Below are 13,755 nucleotides of genomic sequence, written 5' to 3'. Positions count from 1 at the left end.
AAAAGGAAAACCGTTTTCCAAAACACTAAAATCTTGAAATTACGAAAGCATAACATCAACAATATAACATTCTTATTTTCAATCACATATAATACAATTCAATTCAAACCTAATTTTACAACGAACTGTACTAGCCCACTCAAAACAGCACTGGCCTCTTTTGTTTCACTATCTTTATTATAGTCCATCAGGTTATTCATGAAGGCAACATATTCCGTATCAGATTCTACTTTTGATGCAGAAAAAAGAATACTATTTTTCACATAATCAGATGTTGCAGCAATACGCTTGTCTACATCCGGAAACTCTTTCATTACACGAATCTCCTTGTTTGTACTAGAACGGAGTTCCCGGATAAAAGGGAAATAAGCATCTGTACATTCAATTACACATGAATCAGATTCATGGGACAAAATAGAAGAACGTATATCTTCTGTTGAAGTAGTATCCATAAATACGACATCAACAACATGCCATTTATTCCCACATCTAAACGCTTGTATAAGGACAAATTTCCCATTAACATTCGGCATCACATATAGAATCTTCTTAGTGTATTTACATTCGGTATCTGGATTGAAGAAATTAACAGTGCCATTACAAGCATACAAGTTTCTTTTTCGCCGGTTACTAAACTCTATATACTGCTCACTACACAAATCCACAACGACATATCGGAACGTATCAGACAGGTGCCCGTGCTCCTCATAAGTCTGCAAGGTAGTTTTATTCTTGACCTTAGTTTTAAGAATGGCACCGTTAGCATCTTTCTGTACGCTCATGTAGTCCTCAATAGATACCGAACATGATTCGTCAATGTATATCTCTATACCGGGAACAGTACAATCAAAGATAGCATTGATAAACTCACCGGTCATTGCGACACTCGGATTCTTGTTGCCTACCTTATCTTCAATCTCGAACCCTTCTTTCTGCAATGTGTCTATGAATAAGTCCATCCAGGAACGCTTCTCATCGTCAATGCTGTTTGCTGCTTTCGTTGATGCATCACCATGTACATATAACCTATCAGAATATTGGATAGATTTCAGATACTTTGCAACAAGTTTGGAAGCTTTCTTTACTGTATTGTTGGGGCTTTCAGCACACGTTTCATGGAATTGCCAAACCTTGGTACCAGTTGTGAAATCGACCTGCCAATATGATACACTGATATACGGAAGCACGTTGTTATCGACAGAGATATGAATAGGTAAGTCCGGAACATACTTATGTTCACCGGAATGTTTGCCACGATTGAAGGAACCGAAGAACTCACTACCGGTACGAATGACACCCCATTCTCCCAATGCGTACACATTATAATAATCCGGGTCGTGAACTCTATCATATTCAAAGTCGGCAACACATTGCTCATCATAAAAACCGTATGTGCCATCAGGACTACCAACTACCCAAAAATTATTCAGATAGGTAGATTGGATAATAACTGTATTAGGTGCCTGTTCCTCGATTTGCTTAGTACGAAGATTAAGTATTTGCCTGGGTGCGTTCTTTTTTACGGATTTGACTTTGGTAAGTTCTTCCGGCAACTCTTTGCCGGCAATGGTAACAGTCATCGGTACATCATGCCATTTATCTTTATCAATAAACTCTTTCTTTATCCAATGGCTTTCACTGATCGGGTTAAAGGTACAAATAATCTGCTGCCCTTTCTTACCACGCAAACGTTTACGTAGCTGCTTGAAATCCGGATGCTCGAACTCTGACCATTCCTCTAACTGAACTCGCTTATAGTTAGAGATACCTTTTATCTTCTCCGGATCGTCAAGACCGGAGAAATCTATCTTCGCACCATTTACCAGACATTTAATAGTATTCTGTTGGAACTTGAACAAATGGGAGATGCCAAGACCGGCCGCAGCGACTTTATAATCTTCATAAATGGTTTTGAGAATAGAAGCTCCTACCTTACGCATGACAAGATTGTTTTCACCATCCTGTAATGTCTGTATCAGTATGGTTTGTGCCACACTATACGACTTACCGGAAGATGAACCTCCATAGAGAATGATAAAACGGATAGTCTCATCATTCAAGTACTTCAATAGATAGAATCCGTTAGGATTTAGCTTCTTATAATTTATAACCATATTGTTCTAAAAGTAAGGTTTCTCCGTAGGATGAATACCGGATTTTGCAGTTCAAATTGTTCTATTCTTCCGAATTCTCATTATCTTCAAATCCGATACGAAGTTCACCGACTTTATTTCCGTCTCCACCTTTGATGTTGACATTCTTATCGGCTTCCCATCCATTCCAGGCACCAAGAATCCGGGCGGCTTCTGTCTTGCCGTTGAACTCATAATTAACCACTCCTCTATTATTCTGAATCTTCTTCAACGCATTACGGGCACGCTTTGGAAGTTGGGACGGACTTCTCATCTTTGTTTTCCCGGTAACAGGGTCTACATAATGTAAATCATCGGGATCAGCGAGTACAATATCCATTAATACCTTTTCGACCGTTTTCCTCTCTACTTCAGTCTCTTTCGCCCTCTGTTGCTTAATCTCACTTATCCTTGCACTAACCTTGCTATTGGCTAACAATCTGCTAGCAGCACTCCAAATCGTTTCAGGTTTCATCTTTGACGCATCATAAGACATCCTATATGCTTCACTAGCATTACCTTCTGTATCAACGTAGTATTTACAGAATTTCTCTTGCTTGAATGTTAATGGTTTCTCTTGCTTTCCCATATCAATTGTTATTTATTCCTACGAGAAAAAGAAGCTGCTCTCTATCCTTTAAAAGCTCATAGGTGGCAAGCAGTGTGCTGCCAGTTGTTAATATGTCATCATACACTATTATTTTCTTTTCCTTTATCGGACGAAGAAGAAAGAATTCCGGATTCAATCTATCTTTAGTTAGGCACTGGATTGCATTCTCATAGAATGGTATTTTCACCGCCCCCGCAATTTTCGTACAGATAGAGGTTGAAAAATGAAAGCCCTCGTTGTGTCTCCGTCGCGGTGTGGTGACTATACACCATCCTTCATATCCCCCTACTATGAAGCGGTGGAGAAACTCACACGCTCTCTCTGCAAAGAATGATGCAAGTTCCTCCGACTGTTTAATTTCTGAAAAGCTGGTACCAGTCTTGGAACGAGTGAACTGGGAGATGTAATAGATATCACCCTTTTTATGAAGTGACACCTTTTCTCTCAAATCACATAACCGTTCCTGATGAGACCAGCTCTTACATTTCACCGCTTCCGGCTTATCCCAGTCATCAATACGACATATCTTTCCCTTTCTTTTCATCAAAAATCTTCTTTACTCCATCCTCGACAGATGTATAAGACAAAGGTACTAAATAGATATCCCGGTTCACCGACTGCTCTAAATTGTCAAAATCCCGTTTTTCATTAATTAGCTCAATTTCAAGCGGTTTGTAGTATTTTACTAAAGAAGCAAAATACATAGTAGTCACAGGTTGGACGTTACAAATATTGATAAGCTGCCGGTTACAGCCCACCGCATAAATAAGCCCTTCGACGACATCATCTATGTAAGTGAAGCACCGGATATTCTGACCACAATTGTATAAAGACACGTTTTCCTTTTCTATCAGGAACCAGAGAAGAGTTCTTTTTCGCGGATTAGGTCCATATACATTATGCAGCCGGCACCCGGTCGCAGCCTTACAATAGATAGATGCATACTGTTCATCGAAATACTTGCTTATTCCATACATGGAAGTGGTATTCTCCGGATTCGCCGTTGACGAACTAGCGTATACTAACTTCACATGATACTGGTTACATGCATCAGCTACTCGCATGAAAGTATCAATGTTATCCTTCCTGATCTGTTCCAGGTTTCCATTAAACACACTAGTTTGCGCCGCCAAATGGAACACACAATCAATATCTTCATTCTTCAGAAGCTCGCATACTTTCGTAGCTTCACTACCAGACTTTCGGTCAAGTCCTATGACTTCAACACCTCTTTTTGCTAATTCTCGGCAAAGGGCTTTACCAATAAATCCCTCACTGCCGGTTACAATCATTTTTCTCATCATTACAAAAAAATAAAGGTGTATTGAATAAACAATACACCAAAGGTTCAACATAAAAATAATTCATTCAAAAGAGTTAATTTATATCATGTTTATATACTATTTATGATTAATTTTGCACCACAAAAATGAAATATTATGAGCTTTGAAATACCAATAACACAGCACTTAGAATCCTTTTATGAACATTTACAGTCCAATGACAGAACTATTTTTTCTGCAAAGTTTGGTGATGGAAAAAGTTATTTCCTAAAAGAATTCAAGGAAAAATACAAAGATGATTATTACTTTATTACACTATACCCTGTAAACTATTCAGTTGCAGAAAATGCAGATATTTTTGAATATATAAAACGAGATATAATTATTCGTCTCGCAGAAGATGACATTCTATGCAACATTGACTTTGAAGCACTAGCTGATTCCATATTTAATATGGAAAATCTCATGGAAGTAGTGTCATTTCTTGTCTCTTTCCTACCCCATAGTGCCTTTATTCAAAAAATTATAGATAAAACCAAAGGAATCTTTGACAATTATCAAAAGAAAAAAGAAACATACAAAAGTTTCTTGGCTACTTTCACACATCAAAAAGGTGGTTTATATGAATGTGATACATATACCAAAATGATAGAGCAAGCTCTACAGTATATCAACAGAAGCCAAAAGAAAAAAACATTATTAATAATTGAAGATCTAGACAGAATAGATCCAGCACATCTTTTCAGAATATTAAATGTACTAGGTGCACATCTTGATTTCTGTAATCAAAGGGATATCAAACCGAACAAATTCGGTTTTGACAATATTGTTACTGTCTTCGATTATGAAATCACATCACATTTGTTTCACCATTTTTATGGGAAAGAAGCCAATTATAATGGATATATCAACAAATTTATTACTCACTATCCTTTCTATTACTCAATCAATCAAATTGCTATAGAATATTTATATACATACATTGATAAAGAATGTAACATCCCAGCAAAAAGATTGAAAAAATTGAGACTATCTTGTTATGATATTGAAACTATTGGCAATAAAATAGATAAGCTATCAGTTCGTGACGTCAAACATATTTTAGATGATATAGAAAAACAAATTATCTGTGAAACAATTAATGCTAATCTTCTTATGAAATTCTACACACTAAATTCCGCAACAAAGTTTTTTGCAATATTAAAAAGAATGGACATCAACCTTTTTAATATAATTCAGTCACTTACAAGTGATTTTACTACAATATCCGAGAGACTAAATCTCACAAGTTCTTTTACACTATGCAGTAAATATATCCAAAACACAGACAGCATAGCCATTGAAGGTTCAAACCATTATTTCTCAATTGAAAAAATAACAGATGATAAACTAACAATTACAGAATTAAAGTTCAACGAAAGTCTTTGTGGCAATAAAATAGAAATGAAAGTCATCGATAATATTATAACAAAAGGATTGAATATGGCTACTCAATACATTAAGCCCTAATCGTACAATTTAATTATTAACTCTCTTGACCAAATATCAAGACTGTCATTCGCTAAATTTCGGTATTGGCATCCAGTGAGTAATACACCCCATAGATGAATCTGGTAAGAATATTCGATGCTCGGATTCCCAGTGCCCACTTCCATAATATACCCCAACAAAATATCCTTTATGGAGATCTTTCCATTCTACAGTGAAAAATACACTTGTCTCTACCTCTGGTAACCGTTCCTTTACATTTATCCAAGGAGATTGCTTTTTCTGCCACTCAACACCAGACGCAAAAACTGTACGCATATATGTTTCAACCACATATGGCTGATTGATGCGATTTGCTAATTGAGCTACCAATGATTTAAAATTCATATCTATCTTGTTATGAAGGTTATTTACTGGGGAAATACTTCCCACATTTATTACACATGTCGTTATCTGCGTCAAACATGATAACCTTTGTAGAGCCACAATAAGGGCATCTTACTTTAAGATTTTCATCTTTTGGATATAGTAAATCAATAGATTTACGCAATACAGCCTCTATATGATCTTTCTCCAGTCCAACAGGGCATTCTTTATTAAGCCAATCCAAATCCTCTTTGATTAGCTTCATGTATGCTCTTTTATCAATCTTTATGCTCATATCTATCCTGTTTTACTCTAATTGTTATCAAAATATTCACTACAGACAAATCCCTTTCGCGGGATGAAGTCTTTAAACTCACAGCTTCTAAAAATCCACTTCTTATCAGCCCATCCAGCTAAATCCTTTTGCCATTGAGGAATAATTTGACGAGGATTATTTAAGTCCCGGTAAGGCTGACAATGTGGTAAGAACCGACCACCCTTCTTTTTCCAATGATTTACTCGTTCAAATGCTTCTTTGAAATCCTTCAATAAGATGCAGTAAAAGAAGTACTCGCCTTTATACCCGTATTTGTCAATCAAAGCCGTAGCACGTTCGCATTCTGCAATTTGTCCCGGTGTATCACAACCGAACCGTATGCGCTTAATCCATTTAACACGAGCAAGCAACCGGGCTATATCATCCGTTACCAGCCGGGCGTCTAAACCTTGATTGAAGTCTACACGTACTCCCATGGAGATAATCTTTTCAATCTGCTGCAAACCGTAGTCGGATGCAAGTATGTTGTTATCCATGAGTATAATGTTTTTTCTCCCATTAACGGCTATCTCTTCAATATCCATGTAAGTAGCGATGTTTCCTTCTTTCTTCGGTACCACACACCACTTACAGTGGTTTGGACATCCGCGGGTGAGAAAGCCATAAGCCAAATTTTTATCAACATTATACAGATCGTAATCAGGAATCATTCTATCAATCTCTGGCAAAAGAACCTTTTTTATGTCATACCCAGTACCGCCTTTCTCAACTTGATCGGCATTGATGTAATAGCCGTAATCCGGCGTAAAGCTAAATACTTTTGCAATGTAAACCTTATCATAAGAACAAAGGGGATTATACCATTCTACATTATCACCTCTTGCCTTGTGATAGCTACTTATCTTCATCAAAGCTAGATTAGGATAATTGCTATCGACTGCTAATATTCCAATATTCATCGCTTATTTGGGGCTATTTAAAAATTCTCCTTAATCCTGAATTAACAGCATCGGTTTTAGCTTCCTCTGATGGATGAACATAAATATTCAAAGTGGTACCTACATCTGAATGACCAAGAATAGTAGATACAGTTTTGACATCAATTTTATTCTCTATAAGAGTCGTGGCAAAGGTGTGCCTTAATCCATGATACTTGATACAGTGGTCTAGTTTTACCTTTTCAAGAATAAATTTCTCATAATAATTCCGCAAAGTCCGAGGTTCTGTATATTGCTCACCACAAGTACACACATAATAATCGGGATTACACACAGCAGAAAACTTCTTCACCAAAGGAAAAATGTTCTTTAAGATAGGAATATACCTATCAGAATTTGAAGTTTTCGGGGGCCCAATCTCAATATGGGTTTTTGCTTTATTAAATGTACCATCCTCGCCTGGCATATATATGCGTTCTAAGGTTTTACAAATATGAATAGTCTTTTTATCTAAATCTATATCCTTCCATTGTAAGGCACATACTTCCCCTATACGCATACCAGAACATATCGTTAGCAAAATTCCAAGATTACGTGGAGATGGATTCGCTAACACGTAATCGACGATTTTCTTATATTCAGCAGGAGAATAACGTTCCAGCTTTTGAGCAGCTATCTTATTTTTACTAGGCCATACCATCTTCCATGTAATGTTATGTACCTCAAGGTCTAACTCTTCGTCAGCAAACCGAATTAGCATTTTTAGAACTATCAGAATATCATTGCAGTACTTCACAGACAACCCCGAATTATCCATAAGATCGTTCATGAATGGCACAATAACCTTTTTGCTCAATTCCCCAACTTCCATACATCCTAATATTGGAGAAAGCTTTTTCACGTATATCTGCTGGTACGATGCCAGTGAACTAGTCTTGACTTGCCTTTTCTTTACAGAAATCCAAGCCTTGTACACATCATCCAATTTCATATCTTATAAATTTGTTATTTAAATCAGTTTCAATTCTCGCAAATAAACATCAATCTCCTTATCCAATTCGGCACGTTTGGCTTCCAGCTCTTTTATTTCATCCATAACAGCCTTAATGTCAATAGGTTCTTCTTCCTCAAATACATCTATGTATCTCGGTATGTTAAGATTAAAATCATTAGCCATAACCTCTTGCAATGTGGCACAATGACTGTATTTCTTAATTTCCTTACGCTCTTGGAACGTCTGTACAATCTTGTCTATTTGTTCATCACTCAAAGAGTTCTTGTTTTTAAGCTTTTCAAAATCTTTGCTTGCATCAATAAAAAGGATGTTGTCATCTTCTTTACGACATTTCTTTATTACCAAGATACAAGTAGGAATACTAGTACCATAGAATATATTGGCCGGTAGCCCAATGACAGCATCAATGCAGTTTTTATCTTCAATAAGAAACCTGCGAATAACACCTTCGGCAGCGCCACGAAATAAAACTCCATGAGGAAGAACTATAGCCGCAATCCCTGTTACATCCAGTTTATGGACTATATCCAAGACAAAAGCATAATCAGCTTTTGATTTAGGGGCTAATTTCCCAACTTCACTAAATCGTTCATCATCCATAAAAGAGACATCTGCACTCCATTTGGCGGAAAAGGGCGGATTTGCTATTACTGTTTCCATTGTGATTTATTTTTTTGATAATACATTTTCATATACTCACGTATTTCACTTTTGTGAGCTAATTGATATTTTCTATTTTTCTCTAATATTTTTTCCTTATTAACCTTATATCTACGCTTGTAACTAGCCCTCTCCAATTCTCTATAATGTTCAATATTGGCATTTCGCAATTCTTTCCTACGGGCAAGTAATTTGTCTCTGTTACGAATCCGATATGCCTTATTATTCTTCAGTATTTTTTCCCGATTTTCAATATAATAACATGAATTACAAATTTTCGTACTTAAATAGAATTTGCTTTCAGGTACATACTCCCCACATTTATTACATAATAAAATATTTTCAGGAGCATTTCTAATTGCTAAATCAGCTTCCGCAAAACGGTTGTTTCTTTTTATAAAGGAAACCTCATCGTAAATCAGGCGATCAACCAAATCCCGCCAATTTTCAATAGAAAAACGTTCGTCAGCTATAACGGAATGAGAGATATCCATGTAATTAATATCAATGCCAGGAAACAAGAAATTGATTCTTTTCCTAGTGTATTGGTACAGATTCTTTATAAAATTATCGTCAATCATAACTAATCTTTTCTATAATGGAAAAATCGAATGGAATATCTTTCACGTTCAGCAAGCGATATTCACTTTTTATTGATTTTACAAGTACATCACCATGATACACAGTTGCATTAATACCACGTATCGATAAATTAAGCAAGAGTAACGGAATAGACCTATCAGACAACTCCCAGCATTCAACGGGGTGTTCAGACGGTTTGAAATCAGTTCCTAAAGTTTTAACTCTATGCCACCAGTTAGAAATAATAAGGGAACCATTCCCGGCAGTAGGTTCGTAAATCACCCCTTTGGAAACCCCTGTCAATCTTGATAGTAGTATTCCTACTACATTAGGAGTAAAATCCTGCTTGTTTTGGTTTCTTTGAGCCAATTCACCCTCATATATATCTTGAAACCAATCTCTTGAAAGATCATGAGTATTGAGTTGTAATAACTCTCGATATATATGATGCAATCTTTCGTCATTATCAAAGATTATTTTAAAAATCGCATTAGGAAGTGATAATATATCCTCTATTTGAAACAACTTCTTTAATTCTACTTCACTCATATTTACTCTGTATTTGAATATTAATCTCTTGCTTCAGCCATTCTTCGGCCTTTAGCCGTTGCCGAATAGATATTCGGCTTACCACCGCTGAAACATTTAGTTTTTATCCATTCATATCTTTCAGCTTCCCGGAGATAGAATAACAATCTAATTTCTTGATTTGCTCAAATGTCATAGGACCGCCATATACAAGCGATGATGTTAACATCTGAACTCTTTCTTTCAATGAATATTCACTCATAATCAATACGGGTTTATGCAATTCTCCATAGCGTTCCGCCACTCATCCTCCGTTATCGGGATCATGTCATCATAAAGGTTGAACCCTATGATGTAGCACCCGCTTTTATAGTTGTTCTCGATACATTCATAATGGAAAGTCCGGGATTCCTTGTCAAACATGCTTTCAGGAGTCAGCCGGAACACCTTTCTTCCATGTCTGTACCACCTGTGGGGTACCTTCTTGCTGAAATGCTTTACAAAAACGCTCATTTCTATTTTTATTTTGAGTGTTATCATTTTTCTTCATCCTTCAAAAAGCCACTCCGGTCAGGATATACCTTTTGTTCCAGTTTCTCCATTTCCTCAATAGCTTTATAGGCATTATTTATATCATCTTCACGATATGGATTATTAGGATTATCGCCAAATAAACCATATATGACCTTGTATGAGAGCATGTGAGCATGTTGTCTATCAATATATTTTTGTTCACAGGTCGCAGTTCCGTCAAGCGATCCTCCAAGACTATTTGTGACAGCCATAAGCCTTGCTAACAATTCCTTTTGAGTTTTATTCATTACTGTTCTTGTATTGAGGGTTATTTCCACTTGGTGATTGTTGAAAAATCACAAGGGGAATTGAATCTATTAGTTAATATATATACTGCCTTATACTCATTCCTCAAAGTATCTCCGTGGAATACTATACCGGATATTCCACGAATAGATAAATTGAATAGAAGAAAAGGTACTGTTTTATCAGACAGCTCACCACACACTATCAGATGGTCATTTGGTTTATAATCAATAAAACTGATAGCATTCCGGTGATTGTACCAATTTGAGATAAGCATCCCGCCAGTTCCGGCAGTTGGCTCATAGGTAACGCCAGTGTCAGAACCTAATAGCTTAGAAACCAAAGTTGAAAGACATTTAGGAGTAAAATCCTGCTTGTTATTCTTCCTATCAGCATGTTCATCTTCAAAGTATTCATGAAACCAGTCGTAGCTAATGTCACATTTGAAATAGTTTAGAAACTCCTTAAATACTCTTATGCACTCTTTTTCATCTCCTGTTAGAATATTCATAATCTTTTCAGGAGCCTGATAACTATCAGTTATTCCAAGCATTCTGTTTATATCAGATAATATATTTTTCATGGGCTAATTTAACTTCGTCATTGGTTGATTGTGCATAAATAGTAGTTGTCTCAATGCTCTCATGCCCTAGCATCTTCTGTACTTGTTCTATTGGCATTCCTCGTTTTAGGGCTGTAGTTGCCGCCGTTCTCCTGAGTCTATGTGGATGTACATTGGATATACCCGCCTTCTTCCCTAGATTCCTTAGCATGATTTCAACAGCCCCCCTCGATATACGGGATAGTTTATTCATATCTTTTATCTGTTGGCACATACCCTCATAATCAGACAAAAACAAGGCGTCTAAATTATCAGTCCTTGAATCAACATATTCCTGAAGAGCTATTTTACAGCGAGCAGACAAGTAAACAGTTCGGTACTTACGCCCTTTTCCAAGTACATCAATCTGCCCATTTTGCCAATCTACATCATTACGGTTCACGTTAACCATTTCAGAAACACGGCAGCCGGTAGAAAACAAGAACTCGATTATCGCCTTATTTCTCTTTGTTTTTGCCAAAGACCTTAGTTTCTCCATGTCATCTTCACTTAAAGGTTTCTTCAATTTCTTCACTTGTCTCACTCCCTTGATTCTAAGCATTGGATTTCTATCAAGGATACCTTCTTCTGTACACCAAGTAAAGAAACTGCTTAAAGTTCTTCGAATGTTGTTAAGAGTATTATCACTGCATTTATTAATCTTCTTATAGGCTAAATAGACACGGACATCATCGGTGACGATTTCCTTGATATGTTTTCCTACTTGTATGATAAACGCTCTTAATATGATACGATAGTAATCTAATGAACTTTGGCATAATCCTTCCACAGCTTTAGCTATGAAAAATCGGTTTATGATCTGCATATCGGAATTATCATAAACTACAACAGAAGTTTCTTTTGCCGTAATCTCATAATTTCTCAAACAAAATGATATGGAATCAATTACGGTTGAGATTTCCTCATTGGAGATTTTACCAAATAAGGTATTACGTATTTCAGTTAAAATATATTCTTTCATTTAATTTCTTTCTTGTAATTAAAAAATAACCTTTGTAAATTCATATGAACTAAGTGCATTCTCTAAACTATCAAAAGAGTCAAATTCTCTTTTAATACGTCCAAACTGATATGAATATACTTCTTCACCTCGTTTACGCTCCATGCTAATAATATATCTGAAACCATCTTCCCGTATAACTGTAACAGGATAACCTTCTGTTATACTATCAACTATTTTTTGTCCGTTTAATGTCACTTTATTCATACTATTCTATGTATTATTGATATATTTATTTGACTTTTAGTTCTTTACATCTATAAAGGTAATCGTTATTGACAAGTTTTACAAACAGAAACTTCGCCTTTTTAACGCCATTTTACCCAGTCTTTTTCTTCAATAATTCAAGTATGTTTTCATATTACGTAAATAAACTAAGTTGGGTTGTAAATTCGGGTTTATAAATTCTAAACTTACGGCTAAAGAAAGTCTCAAAGGCTGTTACAATTTCAGAGATGGTATTATCAGTAATGCCTAACAACTTGTCATCGGCAACTATAAGGGACAAAGCCTTGTCAAGAGTCATCCTCTTCTCAATAAACAGGGAATATACCAAATATCTATGAGTGTATTCTCCTGCCTTGAGTGACGCTACTTCTTCAGGTGTAGCCTTTCTCTTGTATAGCACTTTGTACCAGTGCGTTTCAGCAGTACGAGCACGCTTTTGTCTCGGTAACAAGTCATAAAACACAGCTATTTCATTCTTCTTAATAGACTTGTGTTTTTTACGAACTCCATACATTACGTAGGGAATATCCCAATCTGGATGGGTTCTTCGATATTCAAGCTCTTTCTCCCGGTCAATAAGGTCTTGCTCAAAGTCTTGTTTCATCAACCATTCTTTGAACCAGGCAGCAAGTGCTTCTTCTCGATCATAATAATCTTTTCCATTTACACATATGGGAATCATAATAACCCTTTTTGTTGCATTTCACGTTTAAATCTTTCCTCTAAATCAAAAATGTTTTCTCCACTATTACGCCGATAAGGTCTATCAGTATTTAACTGAAGTTCTTTCAACTTTTTCCAATACCATGGAAGATACAAATACATATTCTTCAACTCCTTCAAGTTCTTATTTCCACAACACCAGCAGCTCACACGATCAAGTAGCTCATATAGCCTTACTCCATCCTCATGCCAAACAAAGCCTTTTGTGTAACAATACTGGAGTGCATCTGCTTCAGTAATGCCCCAATCACGAAGTGGTAAAACCCGATTGGGTCGTTTTTCCTTTTCAAAGCGATGGGTCTCATCGGCAGCAATACCGACATAATCAATTCCGTCTTTTGTGTGAGTTTTCAATGCACGAAGTTTTTCACTCGTTCCCCACCGACATGTTCCCCCACACCAACTATATCCTTTTTTATGGATAATATTGGTCCCTCTTTTCTTAACCGGCCTTTCAAACATTGTCCAAAGAAAAGGTTGCTCC

Annotated in this window: 19 protein-coding genes and 1 pseudogene; 1 reads left to right on the top strand and 19 read right to left on the bottom strand. The window is 36.3% G+C overall.

From position 1 onward, the window contains the following. Window positions 1-98: 98 nt before the first annotated feature. The 4 genes from BHV72_RS17335 to BHV72_RS17320 all read right to left on the bottom strand — a co-directional run bounded on the left by BHV72_RS17335 (window position 99) and on the right by BHV72_RS17320 (window position 4,046). On the bottom strand, window positions 99-2,114 hold the full coding sequence (locus tag BHV72_RS17335; RefSeq protein ID WP_009039421.1) for a PBSX family phage terminase large subunit: 2,016 nt from the start codon (window positions 2,112-2,114) through the stop codon (window positions 99-101). Window positions 2,115-2,175: 61 nt separating this feature from the next. After that, window positions 2,176-2,721, bottom strand: coding sequence for a terminase small subunit (locus BHV72_RS17330; RefSeq protein ID WP_004311550.1), 546 nt, complete (start codon window positions 2,719-2,721; stop codon window positions 2,176-2,178). A 1-nt stretch (window position 2,722) separates the two neighbouring features. Further along, window positions 2,723-3,286 carry a phosphoribosyltransferase gene (locus BHV72_RS17325; protein ID WP_032856177.1) on the bottom strand — a complete coding sequence of 188 codons (564 nt, stop codon included), beginning with the start codon at window positions 3,284-3,286 and terminating at the stop codon, window positions 2,723-2,725. Further along, complete coding sequence (locus BHV72_RS17320; RefSeq protein ID WP_286857131.1) at window positions 3,255-4,046, bottom strand: NAD-dependent epimerase/dehydratase family protein; 792 nt, start codon at window positions 4,044-4,046, stop codon at window positions 3,255-3,257. The genes BHV72_RS17325 and BHV72_RS17320 overlap by 32 nt, the downstream gene beginning before the upstream one ends. Before the next feature lie 135 nt (window positions 4,047-4,181). Here BHV72_RS17320 and BHV72_RS17315 point away from each other — a divergent pair, with 135 nt between their 5' ends. Continuing rightward, window positions 4,182-5,534 (top strand): P-loop NTPase fold protein, encoded by a 1,353-nt coding sequence (locus BHV72_RS17315; RefSeq protein WP_138274424.1) that lies wholly within the window; start codon window positions 4,182-4,184, stop codon window positions 5,532-5,534. A 45-nt stretch (window positions 5,535-5,579) separates the two neighbouring features. Here BHV72_RS17315 and BHV72_RS17310 read toward each other — a convergent pair whose 3' ends face one another. The 15 genes and pseudogenes from BHV72_RS17310 to BHV72_RS17240 all read right to left on the bottom strand — a co-directional run. Continuing rightward, window positions 5,580-5,900 carry a DUF551 domain-containing protein gene (locus BHV72_RS17310; RefSeq protein ID WP_138274423.1) on the bottom strand — a complete coding sequence of 107 codons (321 nt, stop codon included), beginning with the start codon at window positions 5,898-5,900 and terminating at the stop codon, window positions 5,580-5,582. 19 nt (window positions 5,901-5,919) lie between these two features. Beyond that, window positions 5,920-6,174, bottom strand: a complete 255-nt coding sequence (locus tag BHV72_RS17305; RefSeq protein ID WP_138274422.1) for a hypothetical protein — start codon at window positions 6,172-6,174, stop codon at window positions 5,920-5,922. A gap of 17 nt (window positions 6,175-6,191) precedes the next feature. Beyond that, window positions 6,192-7,115, bottom strand: coding sequence for a radical SAM protein (locus tag BHV72_RS17300; protein WP_138274421.1), 924 nt, complete (start codon window positions 7,113-7,115; stop codon window positions 6,192-6,194). A 13-nt stretch (window positions 7,116-7,128) separates the two neighbouring features. Continuing rightward, a complete protein-coding gene (locus tag BHV72_RS17295; RefSeq protein ID WP_138274420.1) occupies window positions 7,129-8,085 on the bottom strand; it encodes a tyrosine-type recombinase/integrase in 957 nt (318 codons plus the stop codon). A gap of 18 nt (window positions 8,086-8,103) precedes the next feature. Next, window positions 8,104-8,766, bottom strand: a pseudogene (locus BHV72_RS17290) (N-6 DNA methylase); the annotation flags it as partial. Beyond that, on the bottom strand, window positions 8,757-9,350 hold the full coding sequence (locus BHV72_RS17285) for a hypothetical protein (RefSeq protein WP_138274418.1): 594 nt from the start codon (window positions 9,348-9,350) through the stop codon (window positions 8,757-8,759). The pseudogene BHV72_RS17290 and the gene BHV72_RS17285, both read right to left, overlap by 10 nt. Continuing rightward, a complete protein-coding gene (locus tag BHV72_RS17280; protein ID WP_004300240.1) occupies window positions 9,343-9,900 on the bottom strand; it encodes an N-6 DNA methylase in 558 nt (185 codons plus the stop codon). The genes BHV72_RS17285 and BHV72_RS17280 overlap by 8 nt, the downstream gene beginning before the upstream one ends. A gap of 103 nt (window positions 9,901-10,003) precedes the next feature. Next, entirely contained in the window at window positions 10,004-10,141 is a 138-nt protein-coding gene (locus BHV72_RS17275; RefSeq protein ID WP_286857118.1) for a hypothetical protein, read from the bottom strand. Between the two features lie 2 nt (window positions 10,142-10,143). Continuing rightward, window positions 10,144-10,392 (bottom strand): hypothetical protein, encoded by a 249-nt coding sequence (locus BHV72_RS17270; RefSeq protein ID WP_138274416.1) that lies wholly within the window; start codon window positions 10,390-10,392, stop codon window positions 10,144-10,146. A 23-nt stretch (window positions 10,393-10,415) separates the two neighbouring features. Beyond that, window positions 10,416-10,700, bottom strand: a complete 285-nt coding sequence (locus BHV72_RS17265) for a hypothetical protein (protein WP_138274415.1) — start codon at window positions 10,698-10,700, stop codon at window positions 10,416-10,418. A 20-nt stretch (window positions 10,701-10,720) separates the two neighbouring features. Further along, entirely contained in the window at window positions 10,721-11,281 is a 561-nt protein-coding gene (locus BHV72_RS17260) for an N-6 DNA methylase (protein WP_138274414.1), read from the bottom strand. Then, a complete protein-coding gene (locus tag BHV72_RS17255) occupies window positions 11,262-12,281 on the bottom strand; it encodes a tyrosine-type recombinase/integrase (protein WP_138274413.1) in 1,020 nt (339 codons plus the stop codon). Before BHV72_RS17255 ends, BHV72_RS17260 begins: the two co-directional genes overlap by 20 nt. A gap of 18 nt (window positions 12,282-12,299) precedes the next feature. Further along, window positions 12,300-12,527, bottom strand: coding sequence for a hypothetical protein (locus tag BHV72_RS17250; RefSeq protein WP_138274412.1), 228 nt, complete (start codon window positions 12,525-12,527; stop codon window positions 12,300-12,302). Between the two features lie 154 nt (window positions 12,528-12,681). Beyond that, window positions 12,682-13,230, bottom strand: a complete 549-nt coding sequence (locus BHV72_RS17245) for a hypothetical protein (protein WP_138274411.1) — start codon at window positions 13,228-13,230, stop codon at window positions 12,682-12,684. Then, a partial coding sequence (locus BHV72_RS17240; protein ID WP_286857113.1) for a phosphoadenosine phosphosulfate reductase occupies window positions 13,227-13,755 on the bottom strand: 529 nt, incomplete at its 5' end. The genes BHV72_RS17240 and BHV72_RS17245, both read right to left, overlap by 4 nt.

Origin of the sequence: Bacteroides sp. 43_46, from assembly GCF_001915455.1 — a bacterium.
Taxonomy (GTDB): Bacteria; Bacteroidota; Bacteroidia; order Bacteroidales; family Bacteroidaceae; genus Bacteroides; species Bacteroides caccae.
Note: the sequence above shows the minus strand (reverse complement) of the source record. Positions and strands in the feature narration are given on the sequence as shown.